Source organism: Streptomyces sp. NPDC002671, assembly GCF_053592475.1.
In genome coordinates, this window is the sequence record NZ_JBSFVU010000022.1 from 55,918 (window position 1) to 78,442 (window position 22,525).

The window sequence follows — 22,525 nt, forward strand, 5'->3', positions numbered from 1 at the left end:
CCGGGGTCAGGCCCGCTCGACCAGTTCGAGCGCCTGGGCGGGGGTCGGTGCGTGGGGGCGTTCGGCGAACGGCACGAACGGCAGCGGGGTCTCCTCGCCGAGGAAGACGCGCCGGACCACGCGCTCGGCGGCCCGCCCGTCGTCGAACTCGCAGAAGCGGAGCCGGAAGGCGGCGCGGCGTTCGGCCGCCTCGCTGCCGCTGTACTCGCCGGAGCCGAGCACGTCGATCAGCGCGTCCTGCGAGGTGGCCACCGAACCCGGCGGCTCCTCCAGCAGGTTGAAGTAGGTGCCCCGCACCGCCGAGTAGATGTCCCAGTCGGGGGCGTAGCTGATGATGGGCCGGTCCAGGACGGCGTAGTCGAACATCGCGGACGAGTAGTCCGTGATCAGCGCGTCCGCGGCCAGGTACAGCTCCTCGACCCGCGCGTGGCCCGAGACGTCGACGATACGGCCGCTGCGGCGCAGCTCGGCGGTGTGCGCGGAGCTGCCGTAGAAGTAGTGGCCGCGGACCAGCAGCGTGACGTCGGGGCCGAGTTCGTCCGCGAGGCGCGTGAGGTCGAGGCTCGGCCGGAAGCCGGGCTGGTACTCGCGGTGGGTCGGCATGTAAAGGAAGGCCTTGGTGCCATCGGCCAGACCGAGCGCGGCGCGGGCCCGGCGCACGTCCTCGGAGGTGGCGTTCACGAGGACGTCGTTGCGCGGGTAGCCGGTCTCCAGGGAGACGTACGAGCAGGGGTAGACCCGCTCCCACACGGCCGTCGAGAACCGGTTGGAGCTGAGGCTGAAGTCCCAGCGGTCGCAGCGCTCGAGCAGCTTCTCGAAGTCCATGTCCGTCGACGCGGGGTACTTGCGCTGGTCGAGGCCCATGGTCTTGAGCGGCGTGCCGTGGTGGGTCTGCAGGTGGATCTGGCCCTCGCGCTTGACCAGGGCGTCGGCGAAGTTGACGTTGTTGACGAGGTACTTGGCGCGGGCGAGGGCCGCCCAGTACTCGCGCGAGCCCACACGGACGTACTCCACGCCCTTGGGTACCTGGGCCACCGCGTCGGGGCGCACGGCCCACACGCGGCGGACGTGCGGGGCGAGCCGGGCCAGCTCAGCGTCGATGGCCGCGGGGTTGCAGGAGACGCTGCGGCTCCAGTAGGCGGAGAACAGCGCCAGGTTCTCGTCGAGCGGCAGCCGCAGCTGGGACTGGTAGAAGACGCCCATCGCGCTGCGCTTGGACTTGTTGATCGCGGTGCGGGTGCGGCTCTTGACCGCCTTGCGGAGCTTGACCGCGGTGGTGGCGCTGGCCATCGCCGTGTACGCGTCCCGCTCCAGCATGGCGTACTTGTGGCCACGGCCCCCCGCGGGGCGCTGGAAGCCCTCGGGCAGGCGGGCGCGGTAGTCGGCGGAGGCCTTGTGGAAGAACTCGGCGCGCGCGTTCTGCGGCAGGCGGTCGGGGCGGTCCAGGATGGTCAGGTAGTGGTCGACCATCTTGCGGAACAGCGGTCCGCGCCAGTCGTCGAGCCCCGGGTGGGCGTCGACGAAGTCGAAGACGCGGCGGTACTGGTCGAAGACGTCGAAGTGCTTGCGGCTGACCGTCTTGAGGATGTTCCCGCCCTCGCGCCGCTGGCGGTACAGCACGCAGACGCGGTTCAGCAGGGCTATTCGCTCGGCGCTGATCAGGGAGCAGAACGTCCAGGGGGCGTCCTCGTAGTACCCCGGCGGGAAGGTCAGGCCCTGGCGGGCCACGAAGTCGCGGCGGTAGGCCTTGTTCCAGACGATCTGCAGCAGCTCCAGCAGCTGCGGCCGGTCGGCCAGCGAGAAGACGTCCGGTCCTTCGCCGCGCAGCAGGTCCGCCCGCTGGTTGGGCCGTACGCGCCCGTCCCAGTAGGTACGGGCGTAGTCGTAGATGAGGATCTCCGGGTCCCCGGTGGCGTCGAGGCGGTCGGCTATCGCCTTGAGCGCACCGTCGGACAGGGTGTCGTCACTGTCCAGGAACAGTACGTAGTCGCCCGTTGCCTTCTCGAGGCCGGCGTTGCGTGCGCGGCCCAGACCCACGTTCTCCGTGAGGTGCATCACGTGAACGCGTGCGTCGCGCTCCGCGTACTCGTCGAAGATCGCCCCCGAAGCGTCCGGCGAGCAGTCGTCGACCGCGATCACCTCGAAGTCGGTGAAGTCCTGCCCCAGCACCGAGTCCAGGCACTCGGCGAGGTAGCCCTGCACCTTGTAGGCCGGTATGACGAGAGAGAGTCGAGGCATCCTTAACAAACCTGTTCCAAGAGCTGATCGCGGGGGCGTGAGCTGGGAGCAGACCTGCGTCGTCCGCCAATGGACCCCAAGCACGCCGCCGCCTTAGCGTAAGGGATTCACTTGAAGTTTCCGCGAGACAGGTAGAGAGACGGTTACAGGACCGCGCCTCAACTCGGGTGTCCTCTACCCTGATGCGCAGCAGGGTCCGAAATGTCCGACTCGATTTTCCTCGGCTCATGGATGAGTCTGCTCTTCCGGAGTCTTCCGGAGTCTTCCGGAAGACGATGACCTTGGAGGCATGAGGATGAGCTGGCTGGTCACGGGCGGAGCCGGGTACATCGGGGCGCACGTGGTGCGCGCCATGACCGAGGGCGGCGAGCACGTGGTCGTGTACGACGACCTCTCCACGGGCAACGCCGAGAAGGTGCCCGCCGGTGTGCCCCTGGTCGTCGGCAGCGTGCTGGACGGGCCTCTGCTGGAGCAGACGCTTCGTGACCATGATGTGACCGGTGTGGTGCACATCGCAGCCAAGAAGCAGGTGGGGGAGTCGGTCGAGCAGCCGCTCCACTACTACCGGGAGAACGTCACCGGCCTGCAGACCCTCCTGGAGGCGATGGCGGCCACCGGCGTCACCGACCTCGTCTTCTCGTCCTCCGCCGCCGTCTACGGCATGCCCGATGTGGCTCTTGTCACGGAGGACACCCCCTGCGCGCCCATGAGCCCCTACGGCGAGACCAAGCTCATCGGGGAGTGGCTGATCAGCGCGGCTGCCCGCGCCCACGGCCTGCGTGCCGCGTCGCTGCGCTACTTCAACGTGGCCGGAGCCGCCGCCCCCGAGCTGGCCGACACGGGTGTCTTCAATCTCATCCCCATGGTGTTCGAGCGGCTGGAGGCGGGGGAGGCCCCGCGGGTCTTCGGTGACGACTACGCCACCCCGGACGGCACCTGCATCCGTGACTACATTCACGTCCAGGACATCGCCTCCGCGCACGTGGCCGCCGCGCAGCGCCTCCAGCAGGCCGGGGCGGGCACCTCGCTGACCCTCAACATCGGGCGCGGCCAGGGCAGTTCGGTCCAGGAGATGGTGGAGCGGATCCTCAAGGTCACGGGCAACGAGCACGTGACGCCCGAGGTGACCGCCCGGCGCCCCGGCGACCCGGCCCGCGTGGTCGCGTCGGCGGGCCGCATCCGCGAGGAACTGGGGTGGACGGCCCGTCACGACCTGGACGAGATGATCGAGTCCGCCTGGCAGGGCTGGCGCCACCAGCGCGCCTGAGGAGCCCGAGCTTCCGGGCCGGCCGCCCGTCGGCCCGGAACCTGCTGATCAGGCCTTCAGTTCCGCTCTGTCGCCCATCACCACGACCGGGTGCTGCGCCGGATCGAGCGTCCGCAGCAGGTACCGCATCGCCGCCTTGGACTGGCTCACGCACGCCGACGTGCCGCTGCCGTGGTCCATGTGCAGCCAGATGCTGCCGCCCTTGGACTGCCCCTGCGGCCGGGTCGGGTCACTGGGTGAGGTGCCCTTGACCCGGTTGTAGTCGATGGCGATGACGTAGTCGAAGTCGTGCCGGTACGGCTTCGTCCAGTAGCTCGGGGTCTGGAAGGCCGAGGACCGGGTGTACGGCAGCTTGGTGCCCGGGGCTTCGAGCACACCGCCCGCGTCGCTCAGCGTGAAGACCCCCACCGGGCTGCGCCGGTCCCCTTCGTGATGGTCCGTCGTCCAGCCCTTGCGCCCGTTGTGCGCCGTCCAGGACTGCTCCCGCTTCCAGAGGGAGCCCTGCTTGGTGAAGAGAACCACCCTGGAGTCGGGGGAGTTCCGGCCCGCGCCGTACACGGCGACCACCTGGCGGGAGTTCGCCGGTATGCGCTGCCACAGCCGGTCCCCGACGCCGGGTATGCGCTTCAGGGCCGCGTTCCGTGGCCGCGCGTCGTCCGCCCGGTCGTGTGCGGCGTGCCTCTTGTGGCCCGAACCACCGCACGCCGCAAGGGACATCACCAACAACGCGCCGCAGGCCGCAGCCAGGGCCGCCCGTGTCGAACCGCCTTTTCGCATGGGCTCCATGGTCGCAGACGGTGCCGCACGAGCGGCTGGTGCCCCGGCACCCTCAGAGCAGTACGTCCTTGTAGTAGATGCTGGCCAGCTTGCTCTTGTCCGTGCTGGAGACGTAGGAGGCCCAGCCGCTGCACAGGCGCACCGCCTGGGGGTTGGCCGGGTCGGGGATCTGGATCGCCATGCCCTCGGGTTCGCGGTAGAGCAGGCTCTGTCCGGCCTTGGTGAGCTTCTGCTCCACGAGGGCGCCGGTGTTCCAGTCCACGGTGGTGATGAAGGTGTTGCCGTCCGGCGACGTCGAGCCGTTCGAGCCGTACGCGGAGCCGGCCAGGAGGTAGAGGTAGCTGCCGTAGCTCGCGAAGCCCTGGAAGACGTCGGTGTAGCCGGGCTGGAGGTCGGCGGGCTGGGCCACGTCGGCGAGCGGGGTGCGGCCCCCCGACTTGAAGGCGGCGAGGTCGTACAGCCGGTACCGGAACGCGCCGCTGACTCGGCAGCGGACCGCGAGCCGGTTGTTGACCGGGTCGATGGTGCAGGTGGTGCGGTCGACACCGCTTTCGAGGGTGTACTGGGTGAGCGCCGGCGAGTCCGCGGTGAGGACGGTGCCGTTGGCGAACTTGAACCGGGCGAGCCGGTCTCCCCATCCGGTGTAGGTGATGCCGTCCGAGTTGAGGGTGCGGATGTTGTGCGTCTCGGTCCACAGATAGCTGCCGGAACTGGTGGTTTCGACGCCGATCTGCACACCGTGCCCGAATCCGCGCAGATACATGGTGCCGAGAGTGCGCCCCGAGGTGTCCAGACGGGTCAGGCACAGGTCGCCGTTGGCCTCGCGGTCGTCGCCGGAGTACGTCTGGGTCTCCCCGGGCAACTGCAGCCCGCCGTCGACGAGTTGCACGGTGAACAGGTGCCCGCGCGTGTTGTCGAACGCGAAGGACTGCAGCACGCGCGTGCCGGCCAGCTCGAACTCGCGCAGGAGTTCCTTGGAGCCGGCGGTCAGGTCGAACCGCTTGCTCGCCGCTATCGAGCCGGGAGTGGTGTCGTTCTGTGCGGCGCCACGGGAGCGGGCGATCGCTGCACTTGCGCCGACAGCGACCGCCGGAACCGCCGCCGCGCCGATGACTGCTCCCGCCATACGCAGCATGCGTCTGCGATCGAGCATGGTGATCGAAGCCCCCTTGAGACAAAGAAAAAAGCGCCAACGTCTGTGCCTTTGGCGCGCACATCGCACATGGGGACATGCGGGTGCCAAGGGGAGCTGGCTGAGCCGATGGCCGGTTATTAAAGCACCTGTCAAACGATCACGGTAGGGACGCCGGAACAAGGCATTCCGTTGGCCATGTACACGCAAAATATTCGCCAAGGCGTCAGTCGAATTTGAGCCATCGCAGCCCGATTTTCCGCAAATGGCGTGATCAAGAATGTGGTTAGTTTCCGCCCTGCGTGTTCGCCGCGTGTTGGCTTTGTGTTGCCTCGCGCGCCGCGAGCCCGCTCTTTTTGACCGTTTGTGGTCGATATTCGGCCAGAAGGGTGGGGGGTTCGTGATGCGTGCGTCGTTGAGACGCGGCTTCGTCGTGGCTGTCTCCAGCGCGTTGTTGTCCGGTCTGGTGTCCGCACCGGCGTTCGCCGCGGCTGTCGCCGTGGCCAAGCCGAAGGACACGACTGTCAACGTTCCGGCACGCAAGGGCGACAAGGTGCCCAGGCAACAGGCGGAGCCGACGATGACCAGAGCGCCACGGGTGACCTGGCCGAAGGGGGTGCGGGCCAGGGTCGACCTCTCGACCGCCGGGCCCGGACACGCCCTGGCCGTGTCCCCGTCGGGCACGGTCGTCGACGCCGGCGCCGGCAGCGCCGCGGCCAAGTCCGCCGTGGTGTCGGTCCGTACGCCGACAGCCGCGCAGATCCGGGCCGCGGGACTGCCCCCGCAGTCCGCGTTCGCGCTCGGCCAGAAGACCGCCAAGGATGCCATCACCGGAGGCAAGGACCTCGGTCTGGCCCCGTCCGCCGGTACTCCCGACGACGTCGACGTCCAGGTTCTCGACCGCTCGAAGATCAAGTCGATCGGCGGCGTCGGCATGGCGCTGCGCCTGACCCGCAAGGACGACAAGCCCGTCCCGGGACCGGTCGGCGTCACCATCGACTACAACGCCTTCAAGTACGCCTACGGCGGCGACTTCGCCTCCCGGCTGCGCCTCGTGCAGATGCCCGCTTGCGCGCTCACCACGCCGCACAAGCGCGGCTGCTCGCCGGACAGCCGCCGCTACCTGCCGGTCCACAACGACGTGAAGACGGGCAAGCTGACGGCCACGGTCTACGCCGACGCGGACCCCGCCACGGCGGCCCCGAAGCCGGGCGCCGCCATGATGTCCGCGGCCACCACCTCCACGGTGACGGCGGTGACCACCAGCTCCTCCTCGGCGGCCGGTGACTACCGCGCGTCGACGCTCAGCCCGACCGGCAAGTGGGACGTGTCGACCGGCTCCGGCGCGTTCACCTACAACCTGCCGATCACCCTGCCCAAGGCCCCCTTCGGCGCGACGCCGGACCTGTCGCTGTCCTACAACTCCCAGTCGGTCGACGGCCGTACCTCTGCCACGAACAACCAGGCCTCCTGGGCCGGCATGGGCTGGGACCTGAACGTCGGCTACATCGAGCGGAAGTACAAGAACTGCTCGACGGACGTCAACAACACGGTGGGCGACCTGTGCTGGCAGTCGCCGAACTACACCAACGAGAAGGACGGCGCCGAGTACACCATCAGCCTCAACGGCGTCGACTCGGCCCTCGTCCAGGACGGCAACGGCACCGGTTCGTACCACGTCCAGGACGACCCGGGCTGGCGCGTGCAGCACCTGTGGAACGGTCACGGCGCCGACGACGAGTACTGGGTGATCTCCACCCAGGACGGCATGCGCTACTACTTCGGCTGGGGCCGCAGCGAGCGCGACGGCTCGATCACCCACTCCGTCGAGACCGTCCCGGTGGCCGGTGACGACGTCGGCGAGCCGTGCCACGACCAGTTCCCGGAGCCCTGCACCCAGGCCTGGCGCTGGAACCTGGACCGTGTCGTGGACCCCAACGAGGTGGAGAACGCGTACTTCTACGAGAAGGACACGAACTACTACCGCTCGGTCATCAACGCCGACAAGGCGCGCCCGTACGACCGGGCCGCCTACCTGACGAAGATCGAGTACGGCTGGGCCGCCCAGATCCCCGGTGCGCTGCTGCCCGCCAAGGTCGAACTGCGGCATGTCGGCCGCTGCGTGGAGCGGATGAGTTACGCCGATCCGCTGCGCCAGGACAAGGACATCCCGGACTGCCCGGGCATCTCCTCCAACCCCAGTTCCTACCCCGACGTCCCGACCGACCTGCTGTGCGACGGCACCTCGGCGGACAGCTACTGCGCAGGCAAGACGTACTACCCCACGTTCTTCAGCACCGACATGCTGTGGGACATCAAGACCTACGTCAGCAACGACGGCGGTACGACGTGGGACAAGGGCATGCAGTACCAGATGAAGTACGGCCTGCCGGACCCCAGCGGCGGCGTCGGCAAGACGCTCTGGCTCGACTACGTGCAGCGCCAGGGCTACGGCGACGGCCCCGACCTGCGCCTGCCGGTCATCAACTTCAACGGTGACTGGCTGGACAACCAGGTCGGCTCGGCCCTCCTCAACTTCCGCCGGGTCACGAAGATCTACGGCGACCTCGGCGCGGTGACCAGCGTCAGCTACGGCCAGCCGGACGCCTGCGACATCAACAACCCGCCGACCGAGTCCAACAACACCAAGGACTGCTTCTGGCAGAAGTGGAAGCCCGAGGGCGACACCGCCGAGCACTCCGGCTGGTTCAAGAAGTACCTCGTCACCCAGGTCGACGAGGACCCGGGTGTGGGCAAGGGCGCCAACAGCGACGGCGACCCGGTCATGACGACGCGGTACGAGTACCACGGCGGCGCGGGCTGGCGGTTCACCAACGACCCGCTGGTCCCGGACTCCGACGAGACCTGGTCCGACTGGCGCGGCTACCAGCAGGTCGAGGTCTTCACCGGCACCAAGAGCAACGCGGCCTCCACCTACTACTGGCTCTACCGGGGTCTGGACGGCGACCGCACCTCCAAGACGGACTCCTCCCTCACCCGCACTGTCTCGGCCACCGACGGCTCCGGCGTCCCCTCGCCCGACTCTCCGTGGCTGGCCGGCCAGAACCTGGAGTACTCCAAGCGCGACGGCGACGGCAACTCGCACGAGCGCGTCTTCCAGGACTACTGGGTCTACGACACCGCCCACTACGACGGTCTGCCCGACGCCCGCTTCGTGCGCGAGAGCAAGACCACGACCGACGACCTGATCTCCGCGGGCGCCTGGCGCGAGCACGTGGTCGAGGACGAGTACGACAACGGCCAGGCCGCCAGCACCACCTACGGCCTGCCCATGCGCACCAACGACTGGGGCCAGGTCAAGACCGGCGACAACCGCTGCACCACGTACGGCCGCGCGTACAACACGTCGAACTTCCCGAACTCCGACGTCAAGCGCTGGATGGTCTTCCAGGACGAGGAGCGCCACTACGGCGCCGACTGCGCCACCAAGACCACTGCCGACCAGGACGCGTACACGCTGACCCTGTACGACGGGGCCACGACGCTCGCGGAGAACGACACCAAGCTGGTGGACGGCAACGCGACGGAGACGGACCAGTACACCGACGCCGACCCGGCGAACGCCCGCAAGACGTGGACCGACTACGACGGAGCGGGCCGCGTCGTCGCGACCTACGACGGCAAGCGGCAGAAGACCACCACCAACTACGACCCGGTCACGACCTGGCCTACGAACGGCGTCACGGTGACCACCCCCGACCCGGACGGCCCGGACAAGCCGGGTGCCGCGACGTCCACGACGACCTGGTCCTCGCGTCTGTGGGGCACGCCGTACCGGATCCTCGATGCCAACGGCCACACCACGCGGCTCGTGCACGACTCGGTGGGGCGCTACGTCCAGGTCTTCAAGCCGACGGAGATCCTCAACTACCCCAGTGGCCTTCCGTCGATCAGCTTCGGCTACGACGTGCCGGTCACGATCAACACCGACGGTGTGCCCGATGTGGTCAACGGCCCGGCGAAGACAACCACGTCCGTTCTGCAGTCGGGCAGCACGTACGTGAGCTCCTACCTGTACCTCGACGGCCTCGGCCGTACCCGGGAGACGCAGTCGACGGCACCGGACAGCACCGGACGTACCGTGGTCTCCACCCGTTACGACACGTCGGGCAACGTCACGGGCACCTCCGCGGCCTTCTACAACTCCGGCAAGGCCGGCGTCGACGGCATGGTGCTGCCGACGGTCGCGGATCTTCCCTCCTACACCGACCTGCTGATCGACTGGGCGGGCCGCACCGAGGGATCGCAAGTCCTCGCGAAGGGGACGCTGCAGCCGTACGGCAACACCCGCACCTACTACTACGGCGACTACACCACCACGGTCCCCGCCTCCGGTGAGCGCACCGACACCTACGCGGACGTCTTCGGGCAGACCACGAAGGTCGTCCAGTACGGCCCGAACGGACCGATCACCACGTCGTACGGGTACACGCGCAGCGGCAACCTGAAGACGATCACGGACACCAAGGGGAACCTCACCACCTACGGTTACAACTGGGTCGGTGACCGGACCTCCACGGTCGACCCCGACGCCGGATCGTCCACGACCAAGTACGACGAGAACGGCAAGGTGAGCGCCACCACGGACAACGGCACGACGCTGACGTACACGTACGACAACCTCCAGCGGCAGAAGACGGTCTCGCAGACGACCACGCAGGGCAGCACCCTCCTGTCGCAGTGGGACTACGACTCCGCCTCCGGCGGTGCGGGCCGGCTGGCCGCGTCGACGACGTACGTGAACGGCAAGGCGTACAAGGATGCGATCGACACCTACGACGACCGCGGTCGCGTGACGGGCAAGACGTACTCGATCCCGGACGACGGCTCCGGCCTCGCCGGCACCTACACGTACGGCTACGGCTACGACCTCGCCGATCACATGACGTCGATCAGCTACCCCAAGGTCGGTGATCTCGGGATCGGTCAGCTGCCCGCGGAGACGGTCTCCACCAGCTACACCGACCAGGGCCTGCCGTCCAAGGTCTCCTCGTCGCTGGCCACCTACCAGTCGAACATCGGCTTCGACCGCCTGGGCCGCCTCAACGCCCGCGCGTTCGGTACGAGCGGTGGTACGGACGCCACGGCGAACCGCGCCTACACCTACGACGACGGCAGTGGCGCGCTGTCCAACATCAAGACGACGGTGACCACGGGCACCACCACCAAGCCCGCGCAGGACGACACCTACACGCGCGATCTCGGCGGCCAGGTCACCGGCATCACGGACGCCGTGGCCAAGCAGAGCGAGTGCTTCACGTACGACGAGCTGAACCGGCTCACCCATGCGTGGACCACCGAGGCCACCGACGGCTGTTCGGGCGCGGCCACGCCGGACCTGATCAGCAGCCTCGACCCGTACGACCAGTCGTACACGTACGACGACCTCGGCAACCTGATGTCCGTCAAGGACACGACGGCCGGCGGGGCGACGACGAAGAAGTACACCTACCCCGGTTACAGCGCCGACGGCTCCACGTACACGGCGGGCCAGGCCCGCCCGCACGCGGCGACCCAGGCCGGATCCGACAGCTACACCTACAACGCGGCCGGTCAGATGGACACCCGCACGGTGAAGGGCGTCAAGTCGTCGATCGAGTGGAACCCCCAGAACCGGGTCAGCAAGATCACCCAGCAGAAGACCGGCGGCGACGCGGTGTCGAGCTACGTGTACGACACCGACGGCAACATCCTGCTGCGCACCTCGCCGACGGAGAGCGTGCTGTACCTCGACGGTCAGGAACTGCACAAGGGCATCGGCACCGGTGCGGGGGTCACGGCGACGCGTCTGTACAGCGCCGCCGGCACCACCGTCGCCATGCGCGAGGGTGACGACTCGACCAACGGCAAGCTGACCTGGCTCATGAACGACACGCAGGCGTCCACGGCACTGCTGGTCGGCATGGGCGGGGTGTTCACCCGCCGCCGCTACACCCCGTTCGGCAAGCAGCGCAACGTGGGTGGCGACCTGCTGCCGGCCGGCCTCGACCGGGGCTTCCTCGGCAAGCCGGAGGACGACAGCACGTCGCTGTCCATCGTCGGCGCCCGGATGTACGACCCGACGCTGGGCCGGTTCATCAGTACCGACGAAATGACGGATCCGACCGATCCGCAGAACCTGTCGGCCTACAGCTACGCCGACAACAACCCGGTCACCTACATGGACCCGTCGGGCCTGTACCTCGCCTGCGGCGGTTTGGACCCGGCCTGCCCGACACACAAGCCCGGCGGCAAGAAGAGCAAGAGCCATGGCTCGAAGGGCAGCCACAAAATCAAAAACCTCGGAACTGTCACCGCCAAGCAGTACAAGTGGATGACCTCAGATGACGGGTTGGGCTACAAGCGCTCGTACGGCAACTGGGACCACTTCCTGGCGCAGAAGATCGACCCGGACAAGCTCCAGCTGGCCCGGACGTTCCAGGGCTGCCTGCACAAGGGCGACTCGTCGGCCTCGTGCATACCCAAGGGCGACGACCACAACGCGGTCCTCAAGTACATCCATGACAACCGTGACTGGATCGAGACCGCCGGTGACGTCGGTCAAGCGGTGAACTACACCTCGACGCTGGCCGCGGCAGCCTGTGTGGCGGTCACCGAGGGAGCGTGTGCCGCAGGACCGGCGGAGGTACTGGAAGTGGTCGGCAAGGTCGGCGCGGGAGTGAGCGCGGCATCGTCGACGCTGCAGGCCGTCGACTCGTGCTCCTACGAGGGGCTCTCGTCGCATGCCTGCTTCCACGACTCATTCGGTGCCATCACTTCGGCCGCGGAGATCGTTCTGCCCTTCGTCCCGTCGAGGGGCCAATCGATGATCACCAAGATCCAGGACCGCTACCTAGGGGATGGCACGGACTTGCTCGCTCGTGCGACGAGGTGGATGTTCTAGCAGGCGGATGATCTAGCAGGTGTCTCCCCCCGCCCCGATTTCCGGGGCGGGGGGAGACTTTTCCGGGGGCGAGACTGTCCTGTTGGACAGAGCGAAAGGAATCGGCTCAGTGGTGCGGATCAGGAGAACCCCCAGGGTGGTGCTGGCCGTCATGGCGCAGGCAGCGGTGGTGGCATTGCAGGTGGTGCTCCAGGAGGACGCGGCCGGTACCGGCTCGTGGGTGACGCGACTGGTCGCCCTGGCTCCCGTGCCGTTCGTCCTGTACATGATCTGGCGGGTGTACCTCAACCCGTACGTAGCGTTCGGGCAGGACCGCCTCCGCGTGAACAACATGTACTCGCAGTACCTCGTCCCCTACCACCTGATCACGGGGCTGGAGGGGCGGACCGCCCTCACCCTTGTCGTTTCGGGGTACGGCCGCATGCCGGTGTCCGCATTCGGCGCCGCTCTGACGGGCAGGGCCCAGCGGGACGCGGTCGCGGAGGAACTGCTGCGCCGCCGGGACGGCGCTGTCCCGAGGGCCGGACACGGCTTCGAGAAGCGCAGCACGTTCGGACTCCCGGAGTGGCTGGGGCCCGGCCTTTCCCTCGTGCTGCTCCTCGTAGGCGGCCTCGCGTCGGCCTTCGGATAACGCGGTCCGCGTTCTGGACGAATGGACGGTATCCGCTCTTCTTCGCTTAGATTGCCGTCGAGAGAGCCGACTGGCGCAATGCGCGCGCTGCGCGCGTGAAGGAGACGGACCACACGTGGCAAGGGCAAGGCAGGCCGTGGGCGAGGCCCGCAGGATCGTCGTCAAGGTGGGCTCCTCGTCGCTGACCACCGCCGCGGGCGGCCTGGACGCCGACCGCGTCGACGCGCTGGTCGACGTCCTCGCCAAGAGCCGCAGCGGGGGAGAGAGGGAGATCGTCCTCGTCTCCTCCGGTGCCATCGCCGCCGGCCTCGCCCCGTTGGGCCTGCGCCGCCGCCCCAAGGACCTCGCCCGACAGCAGGCCGCCGCCAGCGTCGGCCAGGGCCTGCTCGTCGCCCGCTACACGGCCTCCTTCGCCCGCTACGGCGTCCGCGTCGGCCAGGTGCTGCTCACCAGCGACGACATGAGCCGCCGCGCCCACCACCGCAACGCCTCCACCACCCTCGACAAGCTGCTCGCCATGGGCGCCTTCCCGATCGTCAACGAGAACGACACCGTTGCCACCGACGAGATCCGCTTCGGCGACAACGACCGCCTTGCCGCCCTCGTCGCCCACCTCGTCCGCGCCGACCTGCTGGTGCTTCTCTCCGACATCGACGGTGTCTACGACGGCGACCCCGGCAAGCCGGGCACCTCGCGGATAGCGGAGGTGCGGGGCCCGGAGGATCTCGCGGACGTCGAGATCGGCAGCGCGGGCAAGGCCGGCGTCGGCACCGGCGGCATGGTCACCAAGGTCGAGGCGGCCCGCATCGCCGCCGCCGCGGGCATCCCGGTGGTGCTGACCAGCGCCGTCCACGCGGCCGAAGCGCTCGGTGGCGGCGACACCGGCACCTACTTCCACCCCACCGGCAAGCGCTCCGCCGACCGCCTGCTCTGGCTCCAGCACGCGTCCACCCCGCAGGGGGCGCTGATCCTGGACCAGGGGGCGGTCGACGCCGTGGTGAAGCGCCGCACCTCGCTGCTGCCCGCCGGAATCGCCGCCGTCGAGGGCGAGTTCAGCGCCGGCGACCCGGTCGAGCTGCGCGACCCCTCGGGGCGCGCGGTGGCCCGCGGGCTCGTCAACTTCGACGCCAAGGAGATTCCCAGGCTGATCGGGCGTTCGACCCGTGAACTGGCCCGCGAGCTGGGACCGGCGTACGAACGCGAGGTCGTACACAGGGACGACCTGGTGCTCCTGCACGCGTAAAACGGGGTGCCGTAAACGCCTCCGGTGGGGGACGTTCCGTAAAACCGCCCCGCAGAGCGATACGGCCTGCTCAACTTTGTGTCGGAGGCATGTTTCCGAGCGCTGGGTGAAGGAGGCCGTCGTGAGACGAGCGCGCCCTGGGGTGGCATCCCGCGGTGCTCTGACGAGCGTCGCGGCCGGGGGCACCTACGAGGAGCCCAAGGACCTGCCCCGGCTGTGGCATGTCACCCTCAGCGTCCGCGGGGAGAAGGTGCCCGTGCAGGACCTGCGGCGGGCCCTGGAACAGCTCGCCCACGACCACCCCTTCCTGCTGACCAGCAGATACGCCGGCGACCACGCGGAGATCCGGTACTGGGAGGAGGCCCGCGACCTGCACGACGCGGCGGCCGTCGCGCTGCGCCTGTGGGGCGAGCACCGGCAGAGCGCCGGGCTGCCACCCTGGGAGATCGTCGGCCTGGAGGTCATCGACCGCGAGACCTACCACCAGCGCATCGCCGAGGGGTACGGCCCGGCACCCGCCACGCCCGTCGGCGTACACCCGTTCTAGTGCGGGCGGGCTTCACCCCTTTTGGGCCGTCTCGGGGTGTGGAACGGCCGCTGAAGAGGCCCCTGCCGCGCACTACCCTTCCCTCATGACCACGCTCTCCCCGTACGACTCGATGTCCCCGGTCACCCAGGCCGCCTACCGGGCCAAGGCCGCCGCCGCCGACCTCGCGCCGCTCCCGCGCTCCGTGAAGGACGACGCGCTGCTCGCCATCGCCGACGCCCTGGAGGTCCGCACCGCCGAGATCGTCGAGGCCAACGCCAAGGACGTGGCCAAGGCCCGGGAGAACGGCACCAGCGAGGCCATCGTCGACCGGCTCACCCTCACCCCCGAGCGGATCCGCGCCATCGCCTCCGACGTCCGCGACGTGGCGAAGCTGCCCGACCCGGTCGGCGAGGTCGTCCGCGGCTCCACCCTCCCCAACGGCATCGACCTGCGCCAGGTCCGCGTCCCGCTCGGCGTCGTCGGCATCATCTACGAGGCCCGCCCGAACGTGACCGTGGACGCCGCCGCGCTCTGCCTGAAGTCCGGCAACGCCGTCCTGCTGCGCGGCTCCGCCTCCGCCTACGCCTCCAACAGCGCCCTCGTCCGGGTGATTCGGGACGCCGTCGGCGGCGCCGGGCTGCCCGCCGACGCCGTCCAGCTCGTGCCCGGCGAGAGCCGCGAGAGCGTGCGCGAGCTGATGCGCGCCCGTGGACTGGTCGACGTCCTCATCCCGCGTGGCGGCGCCTCCCTGATCCGGACCGTGGTCAACGAGTCCATCGTCCCCGTCATCGAGACCGGCACCGGCAACTGCCACGTCTACGTCGACGCCCAGGCCGACATCGACATGGCGATCGACATCCTGATCAACTCCAAGGCCCAGCGGGTCAGCGTCTGCAACGCCGCCGAGACCCTCCTCGTCCACCAGGACATCGCCCCCGAGTTCCTGCCGCGCGCCCTCGACGCCCTCGCCGAGGCCGGGGTCACCGTCCACGCCGACGAGCGGGTGCTGGCCTATGCCAAGGACTCCGAGGCCACCGTCGTCGAGGCGACGCCCGAGGACTGGGAGACCGAGTACCTCTCCTACGACATCGCCGCCGCCGTGGTCGACTCGCTGGACAAGGCCGTCGAGCACATCCGGCTGTGGACCTCCGGCCACACCGAGGCGATCGTCACCACCTCGCAGCAGGCCGCCCGCCGGTTCACCCAGCTGGTCGACTCCACCACCGTCGCCGTGAACGCCTCCACCCGTTTCACCGACGGCGGCCAGTTCGGCTTCGGCGCCGAGATCGGCATCTCCACCCAGAAGCTGCACGCCCGCGGCCCGATGGGCCTGCCGGAGCTGACCAGCACGAAGTACATCGTCACCGGCGACGGGCACGTCCGACGCTGAGGATCCCCCGTTCGGCGGCGGCCTGACGGGCGGCCGGACGGGCGGCCTGACGGAGGCCTGGCGACGGCCGAAAGCCGCCGCAGAGCCGTCTCAGCAGGCAGACGAATTTCCATACCGTCTGCCCAAATTGACCCCCCAGGTCTACTCTGGAGCCGTGCCGGAGGACGTGGGGGGCACGCCGTTCCCTGACGGCGGGGAGCCCGACGACGACCGCGACCATGGGGTGTCGGACGAAGAGTTCGCCTCCGTGGTCTTCGACGAGGCCTTCGTCAAGGCGGCCACGGTCCACGAGCCGACCGCTGTCGAACGCCTCCTGGCCGCCGCAGAGGCCAGAGCCGAGGCCTCCGAGGCAGAGGCCCGCCGCGCCCGCGCCAGAAGCGAGCGCTACGACGAGAAGTACAGCCCCGAGGGGACCGATCTCGGTCATGATCGGGACGAGGACGAGCTGGACGACACCTACGTCCTCTCCGATCACCACGGCCCCTTCGGCCCCTACGGCAACAAGGTCCGCTGGCACCGCCCCGTCGCCTGGCTGCTCGCCCTCGTCATGGGCATCGGCATGGTCGCGCTGGCCTTCGCCGCGGTCTACCGGAGCGCCTCCTCCGGCACCCGCGACCGGGTGCCGCCCCCCGCCTCCACCGGCCTGGAACAGGGCGCCACATCGGTTCCCCCCTCCGCCGACGACCACTCCCGGCCGGCCGTCTCGGCCATTCCGCGCTCGCCCTGAGCGCCCCGCGTGCGCCGGGGGTGAGCCTCTGTCACGCGCGGGGTGAGAATCTGTCAGGCACCTGGTGAGAACCTGTCAGAAGTTGTCGTGCAGACGGGCGTTTACCCGAGGCCCGCGAGACCTACTCTGAAAGTATGGGCGGGCCTGTAGACCCACCGGAGGGGACACCCGAGGGCGGCCCCGGTGGTGCGGAGGACGAGTACCGATCCGTCGTCTTCGACGAATCGTTCGTCCGTGCTGCCCGCCTCCAGGAGTACTCCGCCGAGGAGCGCATCGCCGACCACGCGCCCGCCGTGCGCCGGCGCCCGACCCTGCACCGCGGACTGGCCCGGCAGGCCGTGATCCTCCTCCTGCTGATCGCCGTCGCCTTAAGCACCGCGGTCTACATGGGCATCCGCCACCCCTACGACGACCCCCAGACCCGGCGGCCCGTCGAGCCCCTGCGGATGACCGTCATCCCGCTCGCCCCACAGGGCAAGGTGCCCGGCGCCGCCGACGCCGAGACGCTGTACGCGCACAGCCCCGCCGCCCAGTTCGAGGTCGGCGCCGAGGGGATACCGCTGCCCGCCTCGCGGGCCACCGGGCACTTCTCCGAGAGCCAGGTCGTGGCCGCCCTGACCACCACCAAGGACTACATCGTCCGTTCCTCGCTCGACCCCGAGGTGCTGACCGGCCGGAAGATCCGCCCGGCGCGCGCCCTCCTCGACCCCGAGCAACTCGCCCAGTTCGACCAGAGCTTCGACCACCCGACGGCGGACGGCCGTCACGCGCCCACCGGCTGGGTGGTCCGCCTCGACCCCTCCCGCGCGCAGCTGGCCGACGACAAGATCCGCGTCCAGGGCAGCCTCCAGGCCGCCGAGGCCGACTCGGACACGCTGGAGATCACCGCCGACCACACCTTCGTCTACGCGCTGCGCCCGACCGGGGCCGCCCAGGCACCGGTCTCCCTGTTCACCGTCCGCCGCGAGCTGACCTTCCGCTTCGACCGCGAGGACCTGCGCACCCACCAGGTCCAACTGGTCACGTCCTACGTCCAGGCCGGCCCCCTGGCCTGCGCCGAGGACTCCCTCTCCTACCTCCGCCCCCTCCTGGCCGGCCAGACGGCCAGAACAGGCGGCCCTGCGGGAACCAACCCCTACGAGACGGACAGCGCAACGGCCCTGTGCGGGACGTTGGCCACTGGGGCTGAGCCGAAGGTGTGAGGTGGGGCGGGGTCTGGCCGGGACTGGTCAGGCTGGGCTGGTTGCTCGGCCGGACCGGGAGCCGGGTCAGGCAGGGCGCGCTGCTCAGCCGGAGCCCGTTTCAAGGGTGCCCGGCGGTCGGTGGTGCCGGGCACGCCTCGGTGTCCCGCTACTGGTCGTCGCCCTCGTCGTCCCGGGGCGGGGTGTCCGTCGGGCCCTCCTTCGACGGGGGCGGGCTCGCGAAGCCGTCGAAGCCGCGCCGCACCCGGCCGCCCAGGTCGCCCGCGCCGCCCGCCAGGTCCGTGACCAGCTTCATCAGCGGGTCCTTGGAGGACTTCACATCGCTGGCGTAGCTGGCCGCGGACTCCCGGAACGAGCCGCTGACCGAGGTGTCCTTGTCCTCGGTGCGCCGCGGGTAGTGCCCGTCCATGATCCGCTGGTAGTCCCGGGACTCCGCCCACTTCTTCAGCTCGGACGCCCGGATGGTGGCGAAGGGGTGCGAGCGGGGCATCACGTTGAGGATCTTCAGCACGGAGTCGCGCAGATCGCCCCCGGCGTCGTACTCCTCGGCCTGCTCCAGGAACGCGTCCACGTTCATCTCGTGCAGATGGTTGCCGCCCGCGATCTTCATCAGACCCCGCATCGAGGCCCGCACGTCCTGCCCGACCAGCAGGCCCGCCCGGTCCGCGGACAGCTCCGACTTGCGGAACCACTCCCTCAGCGCCGTCACGATCGCCATGATCGCGAGGTTGCCCAGCGGGATCCAGGCCACCTTCAGCGCCAGGCTCGTCAGGAACAGCAGGATCGTGCGGTACACCGAGTGCCCCGACAGCGCATGGCCCACCTCGTGGCCGACGACCGCCCGCATCTCCTCCTCGTCGAGCAGCTCGACGAGCCCGGTGGTCAGGACGATGATCGGCTCGTCCAGCCCGATGCACATGGCGTTCGGCTGCGGATCCTGCGTGACGTACATCGGCGGGACCTTCTCCAGGTCCAGGATGTAACAGGCGTCCAGCAGCATGTCGTTCAGGTGCGAGAACTGCCGCTCCGAGACCCGCACCGAGTCGGACAGGAACAGCAGCCGCAGGCTCCGCTCCGGCAGCAGTCCGCTCAGCGCCTTGAACACGGTGTCGAAGCCGCTCAGCTTGCGCAGCGCCACCAGAGCCGAACGGTCGGCCGGATGCTCGTAGGCACGCGAGGAGATCCCGGGGAAGCGCTTGCGCTGCCTGCTCGGCACCCGCTCGTGCCCGGTCCCGTGCCGGACGTCGTCGGACATGTCATCCCCCATGTACGTGTAGGTGTCCACTGTGCCCCCGAGACAGGGCCCAGCCTAGGCGGAGATACCGTGGACGGGCAGTACAGCCGAAGGAGTCCACGTGATGGAGCATCACCCCGCAGCCGCCTGGCTGACCGAGGCCGCCACCAGCGCCGTCCAGCAGCACGGGACGGGGAGCCTGCTCCGGATCGTCCTGATCGTGATGGTGCTGGGCTGCGTGCTGACCGCCTGGCTCCTGCTGCGCGGCTACAAACGGAAGGACGACTGACCGGCCGCGGAAGTTCCCCGAAGCGACCCTTTCCCGGCCCCCTCCCGCCGCCGTCCGCCCCCAACGGCGGAGTCGGCGTGAGCGGCGCGGGGCCGCCCGCTTACGATGAGCCGACATCTTTATCCCGCCCACACGCGATAGGTTCTGCCGAAGATGAGCTTCCACAGCGCCGCAGCCCAGTTGGTCACCCTCGCCGCCGAGGGCGAGGAGCACGGCGGCCACCACAACAGCCTGAACCCGGCCGTCACCGGCGGCGGTGCCCTGGTCATCCTCCTGCTTCTGCTGTGGATCACCACGCGCTTCAACCGCGACCGCTGAGCGGGGTACCCCGCCCCGGCAGGGGGTCCGAGACCGGGCCGGTAGGGTCTGCACGCATGGGAGAGCAGGACATGCCTACCGGTCCGGCGTACGAGTCCGCCGGCGCCAGGGCGAAGCACCCGCAGGACGGCCCGGGCCACGGCCCCGCCCACTCGGGCAAGCGACGCCTGGGCGTCATGGGCGGAACGTTCGACCCGATCCACCACGGACACCTCGTGGCGGCCAGTGAGGTCGCCGCGCAGTTCCAGCTGGACGAGGTGGTGTTCGTGCCCACCGGCGAGCCCTGGCAGAAGTCCCACCGCAAGGTCTCCCCGGCCGAGGACCGCTACCTGATGACGGTCATCGCGACCGCCGAGAACCCGCAGTTCTCCGTCAGCCGCATCGACATCGACCGCGGCGGTCCCACCTACACCGTGGACACCCTGCGCGACCTGCGCGTCCTCAATCCCGACACGGACCTGTTCTTCATCACCGGCGCCGACGCCCTGGCCCAGCTGCTGACCTGGCGCGACAGCGAGGAGCTGTTCTCCCTCGCGCACTTCATCGGCGTCACCCGCCCCGGCCACCATCTGACCGACCCGGGCCTGCCGGAAGGCGGCGTCACCCTCGTCGAGGTTCCGGCGCTCGCCATCTCTTCCACAGACTGCCGTGCGAGAGTCGCCAAGGGCGAACCCATCTGGTACATGGTGCCCGACGGAGTCGTGCGCTACATCGACAAGCGCGAGCTGTACCGCGGCGAGTGAGCCGAGAGGGGCACCGGTGAACGACCGATACGACGCGGGGTACGGGAACGACCAGTACGAACTCGTCGGCTACGACGAGTACGGACAGCCCGTGTACCGGCAGGTCCCGGTACAACAGGCTCCGCAACGGACCTACGACCCGTACGCCCAGCAGGCGGGCTACGGCTACGACCCCTACGCCACCGGGCAGCAGCAGCCCGTACCCCCCTACGACACCGGCGGGCAGCAACCGCAGCCCCCGTCGTACGACGGCTACGGCTCCTACGACCCCTACGGCACGGCGGCTCCGGGCCAGGCCCCGGCGTACGACCCCTACGGGCAGGCGGCGAGCAGCGGGCAGCAGCCCCGGGTGGCCCCCGAGCAGCCCCCCCACATCCCGCAGCAGCCCCCCTTCATCCCGCAGCAGGCCGGCCCGGCCGAGGAGGCCCACGCCCCGGAAGAGGCCGAGGGGCCGAAGCCCACGCGTGAACCGGACTACCGCACCGAGCAGTTCGCGTTCGTGGAGGAGCCGGACGGCGACTCCGGGGACGTCATCGACTGGCTGAAGTTCACCGAGAACCGCACCGAGCGTCGCGAGGAGGCCCGCCGCCGCGCCCGCAGCCGGGTCATCGCCCTCGCCGTCGTCCTGGCCCTGGTCGCCGTCGGCGGTGTCGGCTACCTCTGGTTCGCCGGAGAACTCCCCGGCCTGTCCTCCTCCGGCGGCAAGACCGGCCAGGCCACCGCCGTGGGCGCCCAGAACCGCGACGTGATCGTCGTCCACCTGCACAACACCGGCAAGGGCGGCACCTCCACGGTGCTGCTGGTCGACAACACCACCACCAAGCGGGGCTCCACCGTCCTGCTGCCGAACTCCCTCGCGCTGACCGGCGACGACGGCTCCACCACGACCCTCGGCAAGTCGGTCGACGACGACGGCACCTCCGGCACCCGCGACCAGCTCGACTCCGTCCTCGGCACCAATATCCAGGGCACCTGGCGGCTGGACACCCCATACCTGCAGAACCTCGTCGAGCTGGTCGGAAACATCGAGGTCGACACCAACGCCGACGTGCCCGACCCGGACGCCAAGAAGAAGGGCACCGGGCCGCTCGTCCACAAGGGCACGGACCAGACCCTCAGCGGCAAGATGGCCGTCGCCTACGCCACCTACCGCGCCACCGGCGAGTCCGACAATGCCCAGCTGGAGCGGTTCGGGCAGGTCATGCAGGGCGTGCTGCGCAAGCTGTCCTCCGACCCGGCGGGGGCCACGGTCACCGTGCAGACCCTCGCGCAGATCCTCGACCCGCCGCTCACCGACAAGGACCTCGGCGCCTTCCTGGCCAAGCTCGCCGACCTCGCCAAGGGCGGCGACTACAAGACGGCCCTGCTGCCCGTGCAGGCCGACGGCACGCTGACCGCGAAGACCAGCGACAGCGTGGTCAAGGACATCCTCGGCGGCACCGCCAAGAGCCCTGACGCGGGCTCTGCGGTCCGGGTCTCCGTCCGGAACGCCACCGGCGTGAAGGGCGACATCGAGAAGGCCCGCGTGGTGCTCCTCAACGGCGGCTTCACCTTCCTGGAGGGCGGCGGTGCGTCCGGCACCCAGGCCACGTCGAAGGTGACCTACTCGGACGCCGGCGACAAGGAGAACGCCGCCGAGGTCGCCAAGACCCTCGGCCTGCCCGCCGGCTCCGTGAGCAAGGGCAGCGTCTCCTCCGGAGCCGACGTCTCGGTGGTCCTGGGCACGGACTACCAGCCCAGCTCCTCCTGACCCCGGCCGGGGCACCCCACGTGCCGCCGTAATCACGTGGGGTGTGCCAGGCGGTCCGTGAGACCCTTGAGGTCTGGTGACCGCCGACGGGCCGTGCCCTGCGGTCCGCCCTGCACCCCAGCGCCGATCTCTGTCCCCGACCGAAAGCTTC

The 22,525-nt window shown here is 69.5% G+C and carries 16 protein-coding genes; 12 read left to right on the top strand and 4 right to left on the bottom strand.

The window, feature by feature from the left end; genetic code table 11:
• Positions 1-6: 6 nt before the first annotated feature.
• On the bottom strand, positions 7-2,238 hold the full coding sequence (locus tag ACWD35_RS30070; protein ID WP_451354465.1) for a bifunctional glycosyltransferase/CDP-glycerol:glycerophosphate glycerophosphotransferase: 2,232 nt from the start codon (positions 2,236-2,238) through the stop codon (positions 7-9).
• 295 nt (positions 2,239-2,533) lie between these two features.
• Here ACWD35_RS30070 and galE point away from each other — a divergent pair, with 295 nt between their 5' ends.
• Positions 2,534-3,505: a UDP-glucose 4-epimerase GalE gene (galE, locus tag ACWD35_RS30075; protein WP_451354466.1), complete on the top strand. Its 972-nt coding sequence runs from the start codon at positions 2,534-2,536 to the stop codon at positions 3,503-3,505.
• A gap of 48 nt (positions 3,506-3,553) precedes the next feature.
• Here galE and ACWD35_RS30080 read toward each other — a convergent pair whose 3' ends face one another.
• The gene (locus tag ACWD35_RS30080) at positions 3,554-4,282 is read right to left on the bottom strand and encodes a hypothetical protein (RefSeq protein WP_451354467.1); all 729 of its coding nucleotides are present in this window, start codon (positions 4,280-4,282) and stop codon (positions 3,554-3,556) included.
• 52 nt (positions 4,283-4,334) lie between these two features.
• Entirely contained in the window at positions 4,335-5,435 is a 1,101-nt protein-coding gene (locus ACWD35_RS30085) for a phage baseplate protein (RefSeq protein WP_451354468.1), read from the bottom strand.
• 382 nt (positions 5,436-5,817) lie between these two features.
• Between ACWD35_RS30085 and ACWD35_RS30090 the strand changes: the two genes are divergently transcribed.
• The 7 genes from ACWD35_RS30090 to ACWD35_RS30120 all read left to right on the top strand — a co-directional run bounded on the left by ACWD35_RS30090 (position 5,818) and on the right by ACWD35_RS30120 (position 18,040).
• A complete protein-coding gene (locus tag ACWD35_RS30090; protein ID WP_451354469.1) occupies positions 5,818-12,318 on the top strand; it encodes an RHS repeat-associated core domain-containing protein in 6,501 nt (2,166 codons plus the stop codon).
• A gap of 112 nt (positions 12,319-12,430) precedes the next feature.
• The gene (locus tag ACWD35_RS30095; RefSeq protein WP_451354470.1) at positions 12,431-12,949 is read left to right on the top strand and encodes a hypothetical protein; all 519 of its coding nucleotides are present in this window, start codon (positions 12,431-12,433) and stop codon (positions 12,947-12,949) included.
• A 136-nt stretch (positions 12,950-13,085) separates the two neighbouring features.
• Entirely contained in the window at positions 13,086-14,192 is a 1,107-nt protein-coding gene (proB, locus tag ACWD35_RS30100; protein ID WP_451354551.1) for a glutamate 5-kinase, read from the top strand.
• Positions 14,193-14,313: 121 nt separating this feature from the next.
• A complete protein-coding gene (locus tag ACWD35_RS30105) occupies positions 14,314-14,739 on the top strand; it encodes a hypothetical protein (protein ID WP_451354471.1) in 426 nt (141 codons plus the stop codon).
• Positions 14,740-14,824: 85 nt separating this feature from the next.
• Entirely contained in the window at positions 14,825-16,111 is a 1,287-nt protein-coding gene (locus ACWD35_RS30110; RefSeq protein ID WP_451354472.1) for a glutamate-5-semialdehyde dehydrogenase, read from the top strand.
• A gap of 154 nt (positions 16,112-16,265) precedes the next feature.
• Positions 16,266-16,838, top strand: a complete 573-nt coding sequence (locus ACWD35_RS30115; RefSeq protein WP_451354473.1) for an SCO2584 family spore wall biosynthesis protein — start codon at positions 16,266-16,268, stop codon at positions 16,836-16,838.
• A gap of 134 nt (positions 16,839-16,972) precedes the next feature.
• Positions 16,973-18,040 (top strand): SCO2583 family membrane protein, encoded by a 1,068-nt coding sequence (locus ACWD35_RS30120; RefSeq protein ID WP_451354474.1) that lies wholly within the window; start codon positions 16,973-16,975, stop codon positions 18,038-18,040.
• Between the two features lie 148 nt (positions 18,041-18,188).
• Here the strand turns inward: ACWD35_RS30120 and ACWD35_RS30125 are convergent, their stop codons facing one another.
• The gene (locus ACWD35_RS30125; protein WP_451354475.1) at positions 18,189-19,295 is read right to left on the bottom strand and encodes a M48 family metallopeptidase; all 1,107 of its coding nucleotides are present in this window, start codon (positions 19,293-19,295) and stop codon (positions 18,189-18,191) included.
• 103 nt (positions 19,296-19,398) lie between these two features.
• On the opposite strand from ACWD35_RS30125, the gene ACWD35_RS30130 reads away from it, so the two are divergent.
• The 4 genes from ACWD35_RS30130 (at position 19,399) to ACWD35_RS30145 (ending at position 22,374) form a co-directional block, all read left to right on the top strand.
• Positions 19,399-19,563, top strand: coding sequence for a hypothetical protein (locus tag ACWD35_RS30130; protein WP_451354476.1), 165 nt, complete (start codon positions 19,399-19,401; stop codon positions 19,561-19,563).
• A gap of 153 nt (positions 19,564-19,716) precedes the next feature.
• Positions 19,717-19,881: a hypothetical protein gene (locus ACWD35_RS30135; protein ID WP_451354477.1), complete on the top strand. Its 165-nt coding sequence runs from the start codon at positions 19,717-19,719 to the stop codon at positions 19,879-19,881.
• Positions 19,882-19,937: 56 nt separating this feature from the next.
• Positions 19,938-20,624: a nicotinate-nucleotide adenylyltransferase gene (gene nadD, locus ACWD35_RS30140; RefSeq protein WP_451354478.1), complete on the top strand. Its 687-nt coding sequence runs from the start codon at positions 19,938-19,940 to the stop codon at positions 20,622-20,624.
• A gap of 16 nt (positions 20,625-20,640) precedes the next feature.
• A complete protein-coding gene (locus ACWD35_RS30145) occupies positions 20,641-22,374 on the top strand; it encodes a LytR C-terminal domain-containing protein (RefSeq protein WP_451354479.1) in 1,734 nt (577 codons plus the stop codon).
• The last annotated feature ends 151 nt before the right edge of the window (positions 22,375-22,525 follow it).

What these genes read in the sequence shown, in the direction of transcription:
- ACWD35_RS30070 (WP_451354465.1), bottom strand. Translation starts at nt 2,238, where the DNA reads ATGCCTCGACTCTCTCTCGTCATACCGGCCTACAAGGTGCAGGGCTAC.
- ACWD35_RS30120 (WP_451354474.1), top strand. Translation starts at nt 16,973, where the DNA reads ATGGGCGGGCCTGTAGACCCACCGGAGGGGACACCCGAGGGCGGCCCC.
- ACWD35_RS30085 (WP_451354468.1), bottom strand. Translation starts at nt 5,435, where the DNA reads ATGCTCGATCGCAGACGCATGCTGCGTATGGCGGGAGCAGTCATCGGC.
- nadD (WP_451354478.1), top strand. Translation starts at nt 19,938, where the DNA reads ATGGGAGAGCAGGACATGCCTACCGGTCCGGCGTACGAGTCCGCCGGC.
- ACWD35_RS30110 (WP_451354472.1), top strand. Translation starts at nt 14,825, where the DNA reads ATGACCACGCTCTCCCCGTACGACTCGATGTCCCCGGTCACCCAGGCC.
- ACWD35_RS30080 (WP_451354467.1), bottom strand. Translation starts at nt 4,282, where the DNA reads ATGCGAAAAGGCGGTTCGACACGGGCGGCCCTGGCTGCGGCCTGCGGC.
- galE (WP_451354466.1), top strand. Translation starts at nt 2,534, where the DNA reads ATGAGCTGGCTGGTCACGGGCGGAGCCGGGTACATCGGGGCGCACGTG.
- ACWD35_RS30135 (WP_451354477.1), top strand. Translation starts at nt 19,717, where the DNA reads ATGAGCTTCCACAGCGCCGCAGCCCAGTTGGTCACCCTCGCCGCCGAG.
- ACWD35_RS30130 (WP_451354476.1), top strand. Translation starts at nt 19,399, where the DNA reads ATGGAGCATCACCCCGCAGCCGCCTGGCTGACCGAGGCCGCCACCAGC.
- ACWD35_RS30090 (WP_451354469.1), top strand. Translation starts at nt 5,818, where the DNA reads ATGCGTGCGTCGTTGAGACGCGGCTTCGTCGTGGCTGTCTCCAGCGCG.
- ACWD35_RS30125 (WP_451354475.1), bottom strand. Translation starts at nt 19,295, where the DNA reads ATGTCCGACGACGTCCGGCACGGGACCGGGCACGAGCGGGTGCCGAGC.